This window comes from Kosakonia oryzendophytica, assembly GCF_900094925.1.
GTDB lineage: Bacteria > Pseudomonadota > Gammaproteobacteria > Enterobacterales > Enterobacteriaceae > Kosakonia > Kosakonia oryzendophytica.
The window spans coordinates 202,260-220,203 of record NZ_FMAY01000004.1 but is presented as its reverse complement, the minus strand read 5'-3'; the positions used below and the strand labels follow the sequence as shown (position 1 = coordinate 220,203).

Sequence of the window (17,944 nt, the reverse complement as noted above, 5' to 3'; positions counted from 1 at the left end):
AAAACATCAAAAATCGTTAAATTGTCGCCGATCAAATTGGATGAAAAGTGGTAAATTCGCTATAAATTGATCACTGTCGAAAAACGTAAAACAAAGGCAATAAAAACCTTTTTATTGTAAGGGTTTTGCGGAGTAATATATTCGAGAGATCAATTAGATTTTTTTCTTAACCTGGTTGTAACTTGTTTCATTCATCGTCCACGCTTTTCAGGATGGTGATTAAAAGGGTGCAACAAATTTGTATTGGGGCATGCGTGTGAACCTCACCTTGGGGTTTACTCTCGGAGTCTTCATGCGATGAGCAAGGAGTCATGATGTTAGATATAGTCGAACTGTCGCGCTTACAGTTTGCCTTGACCGCGATGTACCACTTCCTGTTTGTGCCACTGACGCTCGGTATGGCGTTCCTGCTGGCCATTATGGAAACGGTCTACGTCCTTTCCGGCAAACAGATTTATAAAGATATGACCAAGTTCTGGGGCAAGTTGTTTGGTATCAACTTCGCACTGGGCGTGGCAACCGGTCTGACTATGGAGTTCCAGTTCGGGACTAACTGGTCTTACTATTCTCACTATGTTGGGGATATCTTCGGTGCGCCGCTGGCCATTGAAGGTCTGATGGCCTTCTTCCTCGAATCCACATTTGTAGGTCTGTTCTTCTTCGGTTGGGATCGTCTGGGCAAAGTGCAGCATATGGCAGTGACCTGGCTGGTCGCACTCGGCTCCAACTTGTCCGCGTTGTGGATCCTGGTCGCCAACGGCTGGATGCAGAACCCTGTCGCCTCTGATTTCAACTTTGAAACCATGCGCATGGAAATGGTGAGCTTTGCCGAACTGGTGCTTAACCCGGTTGCGCAGGTGAAATTTGTTCACACTGTGGCTTCGGGCTACACCTGTGGTGCCATCTTTATCCTGGGTATTAGCTCCTACTACCTGCTGCGTGGTCGCGACATCGCATTTGCTAAGCGCTCCTTTGCTATTGCAGCCAGCTTCGGTATGGCGGCGGTGCTGTCCGTTATCGTACTGGGTGACGAATCCGGTTATGAAATGGGCGACGTGCAGAAAACCAAACTGGCCGCTATCGAAGCTGAATGGGAAACCCAGCCAGCGCCGGCAGCCTTTACGCTGTTTGGTCTTCCTGACCAGGATAAGCAAGAAAACAAATTCGCTATCCAGATCCCTTATGCGTTGGGGATTATTGCCACTCGTTCGGTAGATACCCCGGTCATTGGTCTGAAAGATCTGATGGTGCAGCATGAAGAACGCATCCGTAACGGTATGAAAGCGTACCAGTTGCTGGAGCAACTGCGTGCCGGCACGACCGATCAGGCCGTTCGCGATCAGTTCAATAACGTGAAGAAAGACCTCGGTTATGGTCTGTTACTGAAACGCTATACCCCGAACGTGACTGACGCGACTGATGCGCAGATCCAGCAGGCAACCAAGGATTCTATCCCCCGTGTTGCACCGCTCTATTTCGCCTTCCGCCTGATGGTGGCATGTGGCGTACTGATGCTGCTGATTATCGGTATCTCGTTCTGGACCGTGATTCGTAACCGCATCGGTGAGAAAAAATGGCTCCTGCGCGCGGCGCTGTACGGTATTCCGCTGCCCTGGATCGCCATCGAAGCAGGCTGGTTTGTGGCCGAGTATGGTCGTCAGCCATGGGCGATTGGTGAGGTTCTGCCGACCGCTGTCGCTAACTCGTCGTTAACCGTTGGCGATCTGCTGTTCTCAATGATTCTGATTTGCGGCCTCTATACGCTGTTTATGGTGGCGGAAGTGTTCCTGATGTTCAAATTTGCTCGCCTTGGGCCGAGCAGCCTGAAAACAGGTCGCTATCACTACGAGCAGTCCACCGTGGCTTCTCAGCCGGCACGCTAAGACAGGAGTCGTCAAATGATTGATTATGAAGTATTGCGTTTTATCTGGTGGCTGCTGGTCGGCATTCTGCTGATTGGCTTTGCGGTCACCGACGGCTTCGACATGGGCGTGGGCATGTTGACCCGCATCCTGGGTCGTGGCGACACCGAACGCCGTGTGATGATTAACTCCATTGCACCGCACTGGGACGGCAACCAGGTATGGCTTATCACCGCAGGCGGCGCGCTGTTTGCCGCCTGGCCGATGGTTTACGCTGCGGCTTTCTCCGGTTTCTATGTGGCGATGATCCTCGTACTGGCGTCATTGTTCTTCCGTCCGGTCGGTTTTGATTACCGTTCGAAGATTGAAGACAATCGCTGGCGCGGCATGTGGGACTGGGGCATTTTCATTGGTAGCTTCGTGCCGCCACTGGTGATTGGCGTGGCGTTTGGCAACTTGCTGCAAGGCGTGCCGTTCCACCTCGATAACGATATGCGCCTGTTCTATACCGGTAACTTCTTCCAGCTGCTGAACCCGTTTGGTCTGCTGGCTGGTGTGGTGAGCGTGGCGATGATTCTGACGCAGGGGGCAACCTATCTGCAAATGCGTACCGTGGGCGAACTGCATTTACGTGTGCGCGCAACGTCGCAGATTGCCGCACTGGTTACGCTGGTTTGCTTCGCACTGGCTGGGGTTTGGGTGATTTACGGCATTGACGGTTATGTGGTGACCTCTGCCATCGATCATCATGCCGCCTCTAACCCGCTGAAAAAAGAAGTGGCGTTGCAGGCTGGTGCATGGCTGACCAACTTTAAAGCTGCACCTGTGCTGTGGCTGGTGCCAGCGCTGGGTGTTGTGTTGCCGCTGCTGACGGTGCTGACTGCGCGTCTGGATAAAGCCGCCTGGGCGTTTGTGTTCTCTTCACTGACGCTGGCATGCATCATCCTGACTGCGGGCATTGCGATGTTCCCGTTCATCATGCCGTCAAGCACGATGCTGAATGCGAGCCTGACCATGTGGGATGCGACATCCACTCAGATGACGTTGAACCTGATGACCTATGTGGCGCTGGTGTTCGTGCCGATCGTTCTGCTCTACACCATCTGGTGTTACTGGAAAATGTTCGGTCGTATCACCAAAGAACACATTGAAAGCAATACCCACTCTATGTACTAAGTAAGGAGCAGAATATGTGGTATTTCGCATGGATTTTAGGAACGCTTCTTGCCTGTGCTTTTGGAGTAATTACCGCGCTGGCGCTGGAACACGTTGAAGCGACCAAAGCCGGGAAAGAAGAACATTGATGGATAACATTATCGCAAAACTGTATGCGGTAATGGATAAGGGCCCGCTTCGGGCCCTTTCCTTAGTGATGGCATTACTGCTGGCGGGCTGCATTTTTTGGGATCCTTCACGATTCGCGGCCAAAACCAGCGAACTGGAAATCTGGCACGGGCTGCTATTGATATGGGCAGTGTGCGCCGGGGTGATCCACGGTGTGGGTTTTCGCCCACGCGCGATTCACTGGCAGGGGATTTTCTGCCCGCTGATTGCCGATCTGGTATTACTGGCTGGTTTATTTTTTTTCTTCTTTTGAGTAAGAAATATCCGCTATCCTCATGGGCTTGCAAAAGCCCATAAATTTTTACTCTCCGTTTACTTGAACCCATTCCAAAGCATCTTTCCCGCGCGTATAGTAGCGAAGTTTAAAAGCTCTAACTTTTTTTGCATTACCGGGATGTAAAGTGAATACAACGCTGTTTCGATGGCCGGTTCGGGTCTACTACGAAGACACCGACGCCGGTGGCATGGTTTACCACGCCAGCTACGTTGCTTTTTATGAAAGAGCCCGCACTGAGATGCTGCGCCACCATCACTTTAGCCAACAGGCTCTGCTGGCTGAGCGCGTCGCCTTCGTGGTACGCAAAATGACGCTGGAGTATTTTGCACCCGCCAGACTCGACGACATGCTCGAAGTCCAAACGGAAGTTACATCAATGCGCGGTACCTCAATGGTTTTCGTGCAGCGGATCGTCAACGCAGAGAACAAAGTGCTGAACGAAGCTGAAGTGCTGATTGTCTGTGTTGATCCACTCTTAATGAAGCCTCGTGCGCTTCCCAAGTCTATTGTCGCGGAGTTTAAGCAGTGACTGACATGAACATCCTTGATTTGTTCCTGAAGGCTAGCCTTCTGGTCAAACTTATCATGTTGATTTTGATTGGTTTTTCAATCGCATCCTGGGCTATCATCATCCAGAGAACACGTATCCTCAACGCAGCAGGGCGCGAAGCCGAAGCGTTCGAAGACAAGTTCTGGTCCGGCATTGAATTGTCCCGTCTTTATCAGGAAAGCCAGGGCCGTCGGGATAATCTGAGCGGTTCGGAACAAATCTTCTATAGCGGGTTCAAAGAGTTTGCTCGCTTGCACCGCGCTAACAGTCATGCGCCGGAGGCCATTGTCGAAGGTGCCTCGCGCGCGATGCGTATTTCAATGAACCGCGAGCTGGAAAATCTGGAAAACCACATTCCTTTCCTTGGCACTGTCGGTTCTATCAGCCCTTATATTGGTCTGTTTGGTACCGTGTGGGGGATCATGCACGCCTTTATCGCACTGGGTGCGGTGAAACAGGCGACGTTGCAGATGGTCGCGCCGGGTATCGCCGAAGCATTGATCGCAACGGCTATTGGTCTGTTTGCGGCCATTCCGGCGGTTATGGCGTACAACCGCCTGAACCAGCGCGTGAACAAGCTGGAACTGAATTACGACAACTTTATGGAAGAGTTCACGGCTATTCTGCATCGCCAGGCATTTGCCAGCAGCGACAGCAACAAGGAGTAAGCCATGGCCAGATCGCGTGGACGGGGCAGTCGTGGCCTCAAGTCCGAAATCAACATTGTACCGTTGCTGGACGTGTTGCTGGTGCTGTTGCTGATTTTTATGGCGACGGCACCGATTATCACGCAAAGCGTTGAGGTCGATCTGCCGGATGCGACACAGTCGCAGACGGTCAGCACCAACGATGATCCTCCGGTCATTATTGAGGTTTCCGGTGTCGGGCAATACAGCGTGGTGGTAGAGAAAGATCGTATGGATCAGCTACCGCCAGAGCAGGTGATTGCAGAGGCGCAGCGACGCCTGCAATCCAATCCGAAAACCGTGTTCTTGATCGGCGGCGCTAAAGACGTGCCGTACGATGAAATCATTAAAGCGCTGAACCTGTTACATAGCGCGGGTGTGAAGTCGGTCGGCTTGATGACGCAGCCTATCTGATCACCGGCATAACAGGCGGACAGTTTTTGGGAACCGAGAGTGTCAAAGGCAACCGTACAAAACGACAAGCTTAAGCGAGCGATAATCATTTCTGCAGTGCTACACGTGATTTTGGTGGCGCTGCTGATCTGGAGTTCGTTCGATGAGCATATTGATGCTTCTGCGGGCGGCGGTGGCGGTTCAGCAATAGACGCGGTGATGGTCGATCCGGGCGCTGTTGTTGATAATTACAATCGCCAACAGCAGCAGCAAGCCAGTGCGCAACGAGCCAAAGAACAGCGTGAAAAACAGGCGCAACAGCAGGCGGAAGAGCTGCGTGAAAAGCAGGCCGCCGAGCAGGAGCGTCTGAAACAGCTGGAGCAGGAGCGTTTGCAGGCGCAGGAAGCGGCGCGCGAACAGGCCGAACAGCAGAAGCAGGCTGAGGAAGCCGCGAAGAAAGCGCAGCAGCAGCAGAAACAGGCTGAAGAAGCGGCGGCGAAAGCGGCTGCCGATGCGAAAGCGAAAGCGGAAGCCCAGGCTAAAGCAGCGGAAGAAGCCGCGAAAAAAGCCGCAGCCGACGCACAGAAAAAAGCGGAAGCCGAAGCGGCTAAAGCGGCTGCTGATGCGAAGAAAAAGGCGGAGGCAGAGGCTGCGAAGAAAGCCCAGGCTGACGCCGAGAAGAAAGCGCAGGCTGAAGCGGCTAAACAGGCCGCGGCTGAAAAAGCAGCTGCAGAAAAAGCAGCAGCAGAAAAAGCCGCTGCGGCAGAGAAGGCCGCTGCAGCGAAAGCGGCAGCCGCTGAAAAGGCAGCCGCTGAGAAGAAAGCCGCCGCCGAAAAAGCAGCTGCTGATAAAAAAGCAGCAGCAGAGAAGGCCGCTGCCGCCAAGAAAGCCGCCGCAGAGAAAGCCGCGGCTGCTGAAGGCGTGGACGATCTGTTTGGCGATTTAAGTTCCGGTAAGAATGCGCCGAAAACGGGCGGAGGTGCGAAAGGAAACAGCGCGTCGCCAGCCGGTTCGGGTAACACTAAGAATAACGGCGCTTCCGGCGCGGATATCAGTAACTACGCAGGGCAGATTAAATCGGCGATTGAAAGCCGCTTCTATGATGCTTCCTCCTATGCGGGGAAAACCTGTACATTACGCGTCAAGCTGGCGCCTGATGGCATGCTGTTAGATATTCAGTCGGAAGGTGGCGATCCGGCACTTTGCCAGGCTGCGCTTGCTGCAGCAAAACAGGCAAAAATGCCGAAGCCGCCGAGCCAGGCAGTGTACGAAGTGTTCAAAAATGCGCCGCTGGACTTCAAACCTTAAGGTACACTTTCCCTCGCAGCCTGCGAGGGGAAATCGTGCGAAGGGTGTCCTGACGCGGGTAGTTTTGTCTTATTGAGTTTGTTAAAATTCTGCTAAATTATCGCGGGTTTTCCGCCCGGATAAGGGAGATATGATGAAGCAGGCATTACGTGTTGCATTTGGTTTTCTGATGCTGTGGGCAGCGGTGCTGCATGCAGAAGTACGTATCGAGATCACCCAGGGGGTGGACTCGGCACGCCCGATTGGCGTTGTGCCATTCCAGTGGGCTGGTCCTGGCGCTGCGCCTGAAGATGCAGGCGGCATTGTTGCGGCAGATCTGCGCAACAGCGGCAAATTCAATCCACTCGATCGTTCCCGTCTGCCGCAGCAACCGGGTAGCGCTCAGGAAGTTCAGCCTGCCGCATGGTCGGCGCTGGGCATCGATGCAGTGATCGTTGGTCAGGTAACCCCGAATCCTGACGGCAGCTACAACGTTGCTTATCAGCTGGTTGATACCGGTGGTGCACCGGGTACCGTGCTGGCGCAGAACTCCTTTAAAGTGAACAAACAGTGGCTGCGTTACGCTGCTCATGCTGCCAGCGACGAAGTGTTCGAAAAACTGACAGGCATTAAAGGCGCGTTCCGTACCCGTATCGCTTACGTGGTGCAAACCGCAAACAGCCAGTTCCCCTATGAACTGCGCGTTTCCGACTACGATGGTTACAATCAGTTCCTGGTGCACAAATCGCCGCAGCCGCTGATGTCTCCGGCGTGGTCTCCGGACGGTTCCAAACTGGCTTACGTAACCTTCGAAAGCGGTCGTTCCGCGCTGGTTATCCAGACTCTGGCGAATGCCAGCATCCGTCAGGTTGCTTCATTCCCGCGTCATAACGGTGCGCCTGCATTCTCTCCGGACGGTTCTAAGCTGGCGTTTGCACTCTCTAAAAGCGGTAGTCTGAATATCTATGTGATGGACGTCGGTTCTGGCCAGATTCGCCAGGTAACGGATGGTCGCAGTAACAACACCGAACCGACCTGGTTCCCGGATAGCCAGAACCTGGCCTTTACGTCTGACCAGGCTGGTCGTCCGCAGGTGTATAAAGTGAGTGTTAACGGTGGTGGCGCGCAGCGTATTTCCTGGCAGGGTTCTCAGAACCAGGATGCTGACGTCAGCAGCGACGGTAAATTTATGGTGATGGTGAGCTCTGAAGGTGGTCAGCAACACATCGCTAAGCAGGATCTGGTAACGGGTGGCGTACAAGTTCTGTCGTCAACGTTCCTGGACGAAACGCCAAGTCTGGCACCAAACGGCACAATGGTAATCTACAGCTCTTCTCAGGGGATGGGATCCGTGCTGAATCTGGTTTCTACAGATGGGCGTTTCAAAGCGCGTCTTCCGGCAACTGATGGACAGGTAAAATTCCCTGCCTGGTCGCCGTATCTGTGATAATAAATAGTTGATTATAAAAGGAATCAAGGAAATGCAACTGAACAAAGTGCTGAAAGGCCTGATGCTGGCTCTGCCTGTTATGGCAATCGCTGCATGTTCTTCTCACAAGAATGCAAGCGACCAGAGCGGCGAAGGCATGATGGGTGCTGGCACTGGCATGAACGGTAACGGCAACATGTCCTCCGAAGAACAAGCTCGTCTGCAGATGCAACAGCTGCAGCAGAACAACATTGTTTACTTCGATCTGGACAAGTATGACATCCGTTCTGACTTCGCTGCGATGTTGGACGCACACGCAAACTTCCTGCGTAGCAACCCGTCCTACAAAGTTACCGTAGAAGGTCATGCTGACGAACGTGGTACTCCGGAATACAACATCTCCCTGGGCGAACGTCGTGCTAACGCCGTTAAAATGTACCTGCAGGGTAAAGGCGTTTCCGCTGACCAGATCTCCATCGTTTCTTACGGTAAAGAAAAACCTGCAGTACTGGGTCACGACGAAGCGGCTTACGCTAAAAACCGTCGCGCCGTACTGGTTTACTAAGAGAATTGCATGAGCAGTAACTTCAGACATCATCTGTTGAGTCTGTCGTTACTGGTTGGCATAGCGGCCCCCTGGGCCGCTAATGCTCAGGCGCCAATCAGTAGTGTCGGCTCAGGCTCGGTCGAAGACCGTGTCACTCAACTCGAGCGTATTTCCAATGCTCACAGCCAGCTTTTAACCCAACTTCAGCAACAACTCTCTGATAATCAGGCCGATATTGATACGCTCCGTGGGCAAATCCAGGAAAGTCAGTATCAGTTGAATCAGATTGTTGAGCAGCAGAAGCAAATTCTGTTGCAAATGAACAATCTTGGTAGCGGTGCTGGCGCAGGTCAGACGCAGCAAGCTTCTGGCGCTCAGGGTGGTTCGGCTCAGGCTCCAGCAGCGGATAGCGGCGCAGCAAATACGGGAGCGGCCACTTCTGGCGCACCTGTGCAGAGCGGCGACGCTAATACCGATTACAATGCTGCGATTGCGCTGGTGCAGGATAAATCCCGCCAGGACGATGCCCTCGTTGCTTTCCAGAATTTCGTCAAAAAATACCCGGATTCAACCTATATCCCGAACGCCAACTATTGGCTCGGTCAGTTGAATTACAACAAGGGTAAAAAAGACGACGCTGCATACTACTTCGCCTCTGTGGTGAAGAACTACCCTAAGTCGCCGAAAGCGCCCGATGCGATGTTTAAAGTCGGTGTAATCATGCAGGACAAAGGGGACAGCGCAAAAGCGAAAGCGGTTTACCAGCAGGTGGTCAGCAAATACCCTGGTACCGATGGCGCCAAACAAGCGCAAAAACGCCTTGGTTCGATGTAATGCATAGCGCATGACCAGAAATCGTGTTTTTTCTGGTCTTGTCGCCTGAATCATAAGCAGTCAGGTGATTTACATCGAAATTGTTGTTGCGCTGAATTCTTAAATCAGTAATATATGCCGCCGTTGCCACGGGATATCACATAAACCGGAAGCAATGCAAAAGTTGGGTCGTTAGCTCAGTTGGTAGAGCAGTTGACTTTTAATCAATTGGTCGCAGGTTCGAATCCTGCACGACCCACCAACTTTTGAACAGTAGTGGTAATGCAGAAGGTAAAGGACAACGTTGCGTAGCAACGCCCCGAAAGACGAAGCGAAAGCTGAATCATCCTGTAAGACCCACCACTTTAAGCAGTATCCAGCGTAGTATCGGGTGATTAGCTCAGCTGGGAGAGCACCTCCCTTACAAGGAGGGGGTCGGCGGTTCGATCCCGTCATCACCCACCACTTTCTCACCAGCGAATTCTTATCAGTGAAGTACCGAAGTGGGTGATTAGCTCAGCTGGGAGAGCACCTCCCTTACAAGGAGGGGGTCGGCGGTTCGATCCCGTCATCACCCACCACTTCGGGTCGTTAGCTCAGTTGGTAGAGCAGTTGACTTTTAATCAATTGGTCGCAGGTTCGAATCCTGCACGACCCACCAATGTAAAAAAGCGCCCTAAAGGCGCTTTTTTGCTTTCTGTTTTCCGATTCGGATAGAGGCAACCACTAACCACCATCCAAAGGGAATGCTCTGCATTTAGCACACCAGGAGGCCACAGGTATATCTCGCCGGATCATAACCGCGCACTTTTGAAAATTCCCCACGACATTTTTTATGTAATCAGCTATCTTGTTTAGTATACAAAACACGCGTGGCGCGACGACGCCATTATGAACCGTTGTTCTGGTTATTTAGTTAAGCAAGCAAAACGAGTAAGCATGATGAGCGTAATGTTCGATCCCGAAGCTGCAATCTATCCTTTCCCTCCTAAACCCGCGCCGTTGCGTCAGGATGAAAAAGCGTTTTACCGCGAAAAAATCAAACGCCTGCTGAAAGAGCGTAATGCGGTGATGGTGGCTCACTACTATACCGATCCGGAAATCCAGCAACTGGCGGAAGAGACCGGCGGCTGTATTTCAGACTCTCTGGAAATGGCGCGCTTTGGTGCGAAGCACCCGGCTTCAACGCTGTTGGTCGCGGGTGTGCGTTTTATGGGCGAAACCGCCAAAATTCTCAGCCCGGAAAAAACCATTCTGATGCCAACGCTCAATGCCGAATGTTCGCTGGATCTGGGTTGTCCGATTGATGAATTTACGGCTTTTTGCGATGCGCATCCCGATCGCACGGTGGTGGTTTATGCCAACACCTCGGCGGCGGTCAAAGCCCGCGCAGACTGGGTTGTTACCTCCAGCATTGCGGTTGAATTGATTGAGCACCTCGACAGCCTCGGCGAAAAGATTATCTGGGCACCGGATCGTCATCTGGGAAGCTACGTGCAAAAACAAACGGGCGCAGATGTGTTGTGTTGGCAAGGCGCTTGTATTGTGCATGACGAGTTCAAAACCCAGGCGCTGATGCGGTTGAAAGCGCTGTACCCGGACGCCGCTATTCTCGTACACCCCGAATCACCGCAATCTGTGGTTAACCTGGCGGATGCGGTTGGATCGACCAGTCAGTTGATTCATGCCGCTAAAACGCTGCCGCACTCGCAACTGATTGTCGCCACCGACCGCGGTATTTTTTACAAAATGCAGCAGGCCGTGCCGGAGAAAGAGTTGCTCGAAGCGCCAACAGCCGGAGAGGGGGCGACCTGCCGGAGCTGTGCACATTGCCCGTGGATGGCAATGAATGGCCTGAAAGCGATTGCTGAAGGACTGGAAAATGGCGGTGCAGCACACGAGATCCATGTTGATGCCGCCCTACGGGAAGGCGCTCTGCTGCCACTTAACCGCATGCTTGATTTTGCAGCTACACTACGTTCTTAACATGTTGGCCACGCGTAGTATTACGCTCTGGGGAAAGAATGGATTTTTTTAGTACACAGAATATCCTGGTGCATATTCCGATTGGCGCCGGTGGGTACGATCTTTCATGGATTGAAGCGACAGGAACACTGGCGGGCTTGCTCTGTATCTGGCTGGCAAGCCTGGAGAAAATCAGCAATTACGCCTTTGGACTTATCAACGTAACCTTATTCGCCATTATCTTCTTCCAGATTCAACTCTATGCCAGCCTGCTGCTGCAGCTCTTTTTCTTTGCGGCAAATATTTACGGCTGGTACGCCTGGTCACGGCAAACGTCGCAAAACGAAGCGGCGTTGCAAATCCGCTGGTTGCCATTATCGAAAGCATTAACCTGGCTGGCGATCTGCGTACTGGCCATTGGGTTAATGACCCTTTTTATCGATCCCGTATTTGCTGTGCTAACGAAGATAGCGGTGGCGGCAATGCAAACTCTGGGAATGAATGTTGCAATGCCAACGCTACAGCCGGATGCGTTCCCGTTCTGGGACGCCTGCATGATGGTGCTTTCCATCGTGGCGATGATCCTGATGACCCGCAAATACGTCGAAAACTGGCTGCTGTGGGTCATTATCAACGTGATTAGCGTGGTGATTTTCGCGCTGCAAGGCGTATGGGCCATGTCGCTGGAGTATATGCTGCTGACCTTTATCGCGCTTAATGGCAGTCGAATGTGGATAAACAGCGCGCGTGAGCGCGGGTCGCACGCGTTTTCTCATTAATGGTGGTGTGAATGGTGAGGGTCAGGCTGCGTCTCGCCCAGGTGGCAGTCTGGCCCGTTACAAGCCTGGTACTCCATCTGTATCGTCACATGCTCAATAGCATAATGATGCATCAGGAAATGCTGGATATCGCCGAGCAGTTTGTCATGATCGTGCGGTGGGATAACCTGCACATGAAGAGTCATCAGCGGTTTTTCTCCCACCAGCCAGACATGAACATGATGGACATCGCGCACTTCCGGTATAGCACGGTGCAGGTGGCGCTTGAGCGCGCCAATGTCCAGCGAGGCAGGCGCGCCTTCCAGTAACTCATTGACGCTCTCTTTCAGTAGCCGCCATGCGCTACGCAACACCAGTAACGAAACCAGCACTGACAAGATCGGATCGATTGGCGTCCAGTTGGTGAACAGGATAATCAACGCGGCGATGATCGCGCCAACTGACCCGAGCAAATCGCCCAGCACATGCAGCGCGGCGGCGCGAACATTGAGGTTCTTCTCCTCGCTACCGCGATGCAGTAACCAGAATGCCAGCACATTCGCCAGCAGCCCGGCAATGGCGATCACCATCATTGTTGCCCCTGCAACAGGCTGCGGATGTGAAAAGCGTTGAAACGCTTCCCAGACAATCAGGACGGTGATGAACACCAGCGCAAGCGCGTTGACGAAAGCGGCCAGCGTGGTGAGACGAAGCCAACCAAACGTGCGTTTTGCGCTGGGGGGTTGGCGGGCAAAATGCACGGCCAGTAGAGCAAAAAGCAGGGCCGCAGCATCGGTCAGCATATGACCTGCATCGGCGAGCAGCGCCAGTGAGCCTGAAAAAAGACCGCCTGCAACCTCAATCAGCATAAAAACAGCGGTTACGCCAAAGGCCAGCGATAAGCGGCGGGCGTTGGCATCGGCCGGTGCGTGCGAGTGTGAATGCGCCATCGTTGTGATCCGTCTCCTTGTTACTCTTAGCGACTTACATCATTGCAGATTTTTACGCCGTGGCGACAAAAAAGGAGAGCCGAAGCTCTCCTTTTTTATTCCTTCACGCCTTACTGTGTGGTGCCGTCCGTTTTGGTATTGACGTCATTATTGCTGCCATTACCGGTTTCAACTTTTTTGTTGATGTCCGGGCAGCGACCATCTTTACACATGGAGTTTTTATGCACCTCATCTTTACTCATATGTTGAGTGGATGAGGTGGTGCCGTTGGGATGCTGCATTGTGCCGCTGTTGCTGTTGCTATCACCGGTATTAATTTTGCTGCTATCGGATTCCTTCGGTACAAGGTTTTGATGCGCATCCGGTGCTGGCTGCCCTGCCGCTGCTGCAGCATTCGCCTGCCCGTTACTGCTGTCTGTGGTACCCGAAGTCGTATCCGCAGCCCAGGCGGCACCGCCTGACAGGGCCAGGGTCGTGGTGAGGAAAAGCGTCGCTAATTTATTCATTTTCATCATGATGCTCCTGTTCTGGTCGTTTTTACCACGCCGTAAGGCGGTAAAAGCAGCGCGAACGAGTAATCACGCTCAGTGGTCGAACATGCCAATGCTTACCGTTACGGCAGCATGGAATAGCGATAAAATGCAAAAATAAAGTATTTACAGTTAAAAAGTGTAGCCCCGATATGGAAGCTTGCTACTTTATGACGCCTTTTCGCGCAATTCCAGGAATTATCCGTTCGAAGTGTAAAATCACGTTTACACTTCATGGCTGACGAGATAGATTGGAAAGATTGCATTCATTACAAAAAGTATGGCGACACTGGAAAGATCATGAATTATCAGAACGACGATTTACGCATCAAAGAGATCAATGAGTTATTACCCCCTGTAGCACTCCTTGAAAAATTCCCCGCCACTGAAAAGGCTGCAAACACGGTTTCCCACGCTCGTAAAGCGATTCACAAGATCCTGCGGGGTAATGATGATCGTCTGCTGGTGGTGATTGGCCCTTGTTCAATTCATGATCCCGTTGCCGCGAAGGAGTACGCCTCACGTTTGCTGGCGCTGCGTGAAGAGCTGAAGGGCGAGCTGGAAGTGGTCATGCGCGTCTATTTTGAAAAACCACGCACCACCGTCGGCTGGAAAGGGCTGATTAACGATCCACATATGGACAACAGCTTCCAGATCAACGACGGTCTGCGAATCGCCCGTAAGTTACTGTTGGAAATCAACGATGCAGGTTTGCCGGCGGCAGGCGAGTTCCTGGATATGATCACGCCGCAATACATGGCGGATCTGATGAGCTGGGGGGCGATTGGTGCACGTACGACGGAATCGCAGGTGCACCGTGAACTGGCGTCAGGTCTTTCATGCCCGGTGGGCTTTAAAAACGGAACCGACGGCACCATCAAAGTGGCGATCGACGCGATCAATGCTGCCAGCGCGCCGCACTGCTTCCTGTCTGTGACCAAATGGGGCCACTCTGCCATTGTGAATACGGCGGGTAACAACGACTGCCACATTATTCTGCGCGGCGGCAAAGAGCCGAACTACAGCGCAAAACACGTTGCCGAAGTGAAAACAGGCCTCAGCAAGGCAGGACTGGAACCGCAGGTGATGATTGACTTCAGCCATGCTAATTCCTGCAAGCAGTTTAAAAAGCAGATGGATGTGGGTAGCGATGTTTGTCAGCAAATCGCCGGAGGGGAAAAATCCATTATCGGTGTGATGATTGAAAGCCACCTGGTGGAGGGCAATCAGAGCCTGGAGAGCGGCGAGCCGCTGGTGTACGGTAAAAGCATTACCGATGCGTGTATTGGCTGGGAAGATACCGATGCGCTTCTGCGCCAGTTAGCGGATGCCGTGAAAGCGCGCCGTCGCTAATTGTTACGCCAATAAAAAAGCGTGGAGATATCCACGCTTTTTTTATGGCTGAACACTTACTTCGCTTTACCCTGATTGGCAACAGCAGCAGCTTTCGCGGCGATCTCATCCGCGTTGCCGAGATAGTAATGTTTCAGCGGTTTGAAGTTTTCGTCGAACTCATACACCAGCGGTACGCCGGTCGGGATGTTCAGTTCGAGGATCTCGTCTTCACTCATGTTGTCCAGGTATTTCACCAGCGCGCGTAGTGAGTTACCGTGAGCGGCGATGATCACACGCTCACCGCTTTTCAGACGCGGCAGGATGGTCTCGTTCCAGTAAGGGATCACGCGTTCGATGGTCAGCGCCAGACTTTCGGTCTGCGGCAGTTCTGCATCAGTCAGTTTTGCATAACGCGGATCGTGACCCGGGAAACGCTCATCATCTTTGGTCAGCGCAGGCGGGGTAACGGCAAAACCGCGACGCCACTGTTTTACCTGCTCGTCACCGTATTTTTCAGCGGTTTCTGCTTTGTTCAAACCTTGCAGCGCACCGTAGTGACGTTCGTTCAGTTTCCAGCTTTTCTCGACTGGCAGCCATGCCTGATCCAGTTCGTCCAGAACGTTCCAGAGCGTATGGATGGCACGTTTCAGCACAGAGGTATAAGCAAAATCGAAGGTGTAGCCTTCTTCTTTCAGCAGTTTGCCTGCTGCTTTCGCTTCGCCAACGCCTTTCTCTGACAAATCGACATCGTACCAACCGGTGAAGCGGTTTTCGTTGTTCCACTGGCTTTCGCCGTGACGAACCAGAACCAGCTTAGTAACAGCCATACACTTACTCCTGTGAGCCTGATTGAATGATAACAATTCTCATTATATTGCCGGGGAGAGACCCACGGCAACGATTACCCTTAACCATAGCGAAAATAGCCGCTCAGTGTAAGGTGCTTGTGAATCAGGGGTTGCGATTTTGTCGATAACTGGCGGTTATTTCAGCAAGATGATGAAAAAAAGCCCTCCATGGGGAGGGCGGGGGATTAATGCGGAATAAAGTGATATTCCGTCAGACTGGCATAGACATCGCCGGGGAGTAAAACACAATCCGGTTGCGGGAAATCCGGACGGTTAGGGCTGTCGGGTAAAAATTCGCTTTCCAGCGCCAGACCTTGCCAGGCATTGTAAGTTTTACCGCCGCGTGCGGGGGTGCCGTCGAGATAGTTGCCGGAATAGAACTGCAGCGCAGGCGCACTGGTATAAACCGCCATTTCCAGCTGCTTGTCTGCTGACCAGACACGGGCTGCTGGTTGGCTGACATCACCCCGGGCCTGCAATAAAAATGCGTGATCGTAGCCTTTCACCGCACGCTGATCGTCATCGGCCAGAAAATCGCACGCCACGGTTTTCGGTTCCCGGAAGTCAAAACTGGTTTGCGACACATTTTTCAGACCGTCGGTCGGCAACCCCATACTGTCTACCGGCAGATAAGCATCGGCCAGAATTTGCAGGGTATGATTGCGCACATCTGACTGCTCGCCATCAAGGTTAAAGTAAGCATGATTAGTGAGGTTTACCGGGCAGGGTTGATCGGTTGTCGCACGGTATTCGATAGCCAGACGGTGATCGTCACCAAGACGGAAATGTGCTCTGGCATGGACATTACCGGGGAACCCCTGATCGCCATCCGGTGAGTTCAGCACGAACACCACTTCGTTATCATTCTGACGTTCGATGCGCCAGCGGCGCTTATCAAAGCCTTCCGGGCCGCCGTGGAGTTGGTTCTCGCCCTGGCTTGGCGTCAGCGCGTAAGTTCGTCCACCCAGTTCGAAGCGGCTTTTCGCGATGCGGTTAGCATAACGGCCCACGGATGCGCCGAGAAACGCCGTCTGTTGAAGGTAGTGCTCCGGCGTCGCGCAACCCAGCAACGCCTCGCGCACTGAACCATCCTGTAAGGGAACGCGCGCGGATAATAGCGTCGCGCCCCAGTCCATCAGTGTCACCACCATCCCCGCGCGATTGCGCAGGGTGATCAGACGAAAGGGCAGCCCATCGGGGGCCGCTGCAGAGGATTCGTTTAGCACTGTCCTGCTCCCTGTGAAGGTTTGCATACATAGAAGGTTTCTTTGATGCCGGTTTTCGCTTCGTACTGACGCTCCACCGCCTCTTTCACTGCTGGCACCAGTGTTTCCGGCACCAGCGCGACAACACAGCCGCCGAAACCGCCGCCGGTCATGCGCACGCCGCCTTTATCGCCGATGGTGGCTTTGACAATCTCCACCAGCGTGTCGATTTGCGGCACGGTGATTTCAAAATCATCGCGCATCGATGCGTGGGATTCCGCCATCAGCACACCCATGCGCTGCAAATCACCTTTCTCCAGCGCGTCTGCCGCTTCTACGGTGCGGGCATTTTCGGTCAACACATGGCGCACGCGTTTGGCCACCAGCGGGTCCAGCTCATGTGCAACGGCATTAAACTGATCGAGACTGACATCGCGCAGGGCTTTTTGCTGGAAGAAACGCGCCCCGGTTTCGCACTGTTGGCGACGGGTATTGTATTCACTGCCCACCAGTGTGCGTTTGAAATTACTGTTAATGATTACAATCGCCACGCCTTGCGGCATGGAAACGGCTCTGGTGCCCAGCGTGCGGCAGTCGATCAGCAGCGCGCTGCCTTTTTTCCCCAGCGCGGAGATAAGCTGATCCATGATGCCGCAATTACAGCCGACAAACTGGTTTTCTGCTTCCTGGCCGTTCAGCGCAATCTGTGCGCCATCCAGCGGCAGGTGATAAAGCTGCTGGAACACCGTACCAACCGCCACTTCGAGTGAGGCGGAAGAGCTCAAGCCTGCGCCCTGCGGCACGTTGCCGCTGATCACCAGATCGGCACCGCCAAAGTTCGCATCCCGTTTTTGCAGGTGTTTAACCACGCCGCGCACGTAGTTCGACCACTGTTGGTTGTCATGCGCGACAATCGGTGCATCAAGAGAGAATTCGTCGCTCTGGTTAGCGTAATCGGCGGCAATCACTCGCACTTTGCGATCGGTACGCGTGGCGCAACTGATCACGGTTTGATAATCGATAGCGCAAGGCAGCACAAAGCCATCGTTATAGTCGGTGTGTTCACCGATCAGGTTAACGCGGCCCGGCGCCTGAATCGTGTGGGTGGCAGGGTAGCCGAATTTTTCAGCAAACAGGGCTTGGGTGATCTCTTTCAGACTCATTG

General features: G+C 53.1%; 19 protein-coding genes and 4 tRNA genes. 18 read left to right on the top strand and 5 right to left on the bottom strand.

Annotated features, from left to right (window positions below; translation table 11 throughout):
- Positions 1-314: 314 nt before the first annotated feature.
- The 17 genes from cydA to pnuC all read left to right on the top strand — a co-directional run bounded on the left by cydA (position 315) and on the right by pnuC (position 11,932).
- Positions 315-1,883: a cytochrome ubiquinol oxidase subunit I gene (gene cydA, locus GA0061071_RS09195; protein ID WP_061494496.1), complete on the top strand. Its 1,569-nt coding sequence runs from the start codon at positions 315-317 to the stop codon at positions 1,881-1,883.
- Between the two features lie 15 nt (positions 1,884-1,898).
- The gene (gene cydB / locus GA0061071_RS09190; protein ID WP_061494497.1) at positions 1,899-3,038 is read left to right on the top strand and encodes a cytochrome d ubiquinol oxidase subunit II; all 1,140 of its coding nucleotides are present in this window, start codon (positions 1,899-1,901) and stop codon (positions 3,036-3,038) included.
- Between the two features lie 14 nt (positions 3,039-3,052).
- Positions 3,053-3,166 carry a cytochrome bd-I oxidase subunit CydX gene (gene cydX / locus GA0061071_RS09185; protein WP_004100325.1) on the top strand — a complete coding sequence of 38 codons (114 nt, stop codon included), beginning with the start codon at positions 3,053-3,055 and terminating at the stop codon, positions 3,164-3,166.
- Positions 3,166-3,459: a cyd operon protein YbgE gene (gene ybgE, locus GA0061071_RS09180; RefSeq protein WP_088237113.1), complete on the top strand. Its 294-nt coding sequence runs from the start codon at positions 3,166-3,168 to the stop codon at positions 3,457-3,459. The genes cydX and ybgE overlap by 1 nt, the downstream gene beginning before the upstream one ends.
- A 148-nt stretch (positions 3,460-3,607) precedes the next feature.
- Positions 3,608-4,012, top strand: a complete 405-nt coding sequence (ybgC, locus tag GA0061071_RS09175) for a tol-pal system-associated acyl-CoA thioesterase (protein ID WP_061494499.1) — start codon at positions 3,608-3,610, stop codon at positions 4,010-4,012.
- A complete protein-coding gene (gene tolQ, locus GA0061071_RS09170; protein WP_088237114.1) occupies positions 4,009-4,701 on the top strand; it encodes a Tol-Pal system protein TolQ in 693 nt (230 codons plus the stop codon). Before ybgC ends, tolQ begins: the two co-directional genes overlap by 4 nt.
- 3 nt (positions 4,702-4,704) lie before the next feature.
- Positions 4,705-5,133: a colicin uptake protein TolR gene (gene tolR, locus GA0061071_RS09165; RefSeq protein WP_061494500.1), complete on the top strand. Its 429-nt coding sequence runs from the start codon at positions 4,705-4,707 to the stop codon at positions 5,131-5,133.
- 39 nt (positions 5,134-5,172) lie between these two features.
- Positions 5,173-6,420 (top strand): cell envelope integrity protein TolA, encoded by a 1,248-nt coding sequence (gene tolA / locus GA0061071_RS09160; protein ID WP_088237115.1) that lies wholly within the window; start codon positions 5,173-5,175, stop codon positions 6,418-6,420.
- A 133-nt stretch (positions 6,421-6,553) separates the two neighbouring features.
- The gene (gene tolB / locus GA0061071_RS09155) at positions 6,554-7,846 is read left to right on the top strand and encodes a Tol-Pal system beta propeller repeat protein TolB (RefSeq protein ID WP_061494502.1); all 1,293 of its coding nucleotides are present in this window, start codon (positions 6,554-6,556) and stop codon (positions 7,844-7,846) included.
- Between the two features lie 34 nt (positions 7,847-7,880).
- Positions 7,881-8,393 carry a peptidoglycan-associated lipoprotein Pal gene (pal, locus tag GA0061071_RS09150; protein WP_061494503.1) on the top strand — a complete coding sequence of 171 codons (513 nt, stop codon included), beginning with the start codon at positions 7,881-7,883 and terminating at the stop codon, positions 8,391-8,393.
- A gap of 9 nt (positions 8,394-8,402) precedes the next feature.
- The gene (cpoB, locus tag GA0061071_RS09145; RefSeq protein WP_061494504.1) at positions 8,403-9,209 is read left to right on the top strand and encodes a cell division protein CpoB; all 807 of its coding nucleotides are present in this window, start codon (positions 8,403-8,405) and stop codon (positions 9,207-9,209) included.
- 165 nt (positions 9,210-9,374) lie between these two features.
- A tRNA-Lys gene (locus GA0061071_RS09140) sits at positions 9,375-9,450 on the top strand.
- 127 nt (positions 9,451-9,577) lie between these two features.
- Positions 9,578-9,653 (top strand) — tRNA-Val (locus GA0061071_RS09135).
- A gap of 40 nt (positions 9,654-9,693) precedes the next feature.
- Positions 9,694-9,769: transfer RNA gene (locus GA0061071_RS09130), tRNA-Val, on the top strand.
- A gap of 4 nt (positions 9,770-9,773) precedes the next feature.
- Positions 9,774-9,849, top strand: a tRNA-Lys gene (locus GA0061071_RS09125).
- 281 nt (positions 9,850-10,130) lie between these two features.
- Positions 10,131-11,174, top strand: a complete 1,044-nt coding sequence (gene nadA / locus GA0061071_RS09120) for a quinolinate synthase NadA (protein WP_088237196.1) — start codon at positions 10,131-10,133, stop codon at positions 11,172-11,174.
- Positions 11,175-11,212: 38 nt separating this feature from the next.
- Positions 11,213-11,932, top strand: a complete 720-nt coding sequence (pnuC, locus tag GA0061071_RS09115; RefSeq protein WP_061494505.1) for a nicotinamide riboside transporter PnuC — start codon at positions 11,213-11,215, stop codon at positions 11,930-11,932.
- Here the strand turns inward: pnuC and zitB are convergent.
- Complete coding sequence (gene zitB / locus GA0061071_RS09110) at positions 11,929-12,861, bottom strand: CDF family zinc transporter ZitB (protein ID WP_088237116.1); 933 nt, start codon at positions 12,859-12,861, stop codon at positions 11,929-11,931. The two genes, pnuC and zitB, sit on opposite strands and share 4 nt — an antisense overlap.
- A 110-nt stretch (positions 12,862-12,971) precedes the next feature.
- Positions 12,972-13,373 (bottom strand): protein YbgS, encoded by a 402-nt coding sequence (locus GA0061071_RS09105; RefSeq protein WP_061494507.1) that lies wholly within the window; start codon positions 13,371-13,373, stop codon positions 12,972-12,974.
- Positions 13,374-13,691: 318 nt separating this feature from the next.
- On the opposite strand from GA0061071_RS09105, the gene aroG reads away from it, so the two are divergent.
- Complete coding sequence (aroG, locus tag GA0061071_RS09100) at positions 13,692-14,744, top strand: 3-deoxy-7-phosphoheptulonate synthase AroG (protein WP_061494508.1); 1,053 nt, start codon at positions 13,692-13,694, stop codon at positions 14,742-14,744.
- 56 nt (positions 14,745-14,800) lie between these two features.
- Here the strand turns inward: aroG and gpmA are convergent, their stop codons facing one another.
- From gpmA to galK, 3 genes are all read right to left on the bottom strand, one after another.
- On the bottom strand, positions 14,801-15,553 hold the full coding sequence (gene gpmA, locus GA0061071_RS09095) for a 2,3-diphosphoglycerate-dependent phosphoglycerate mutase (RefSeq protein WP_088237117.1): 753 nt from the start codon (positions 15,551-15,553) through the stop codon (positions 14,801-14,803).
- Positions 15,554-15,759: 206 nt separating this feature from the next.
- Positions 15,760-16,800: a galactose-1-epimerase gene (gene galM / locus GA0061071_RS09085; RefSeq protein WP_061494510.1), complete on the bottom strand. Its 1,041-nt coding sequence runs from the start codon at positions 16,798-16,800 to the stop codon at positions 15,760-15,762.
- Complete coding sequence (gene galK, locus GA0061071_RS09080; protein ID WP_061494511.1) at positions 16,794-17,942, bottom strand: galactokinase; 1,149 nt, start codon at positions 17,940-17,942, stop codon at positions 16,794-16,796. Before galK ends, galM begins: the two co-directional genes overlap by 7 nt.
- Between the last annotated feature and the right edge of the window lie 2 nt (positions 17,943-17,944).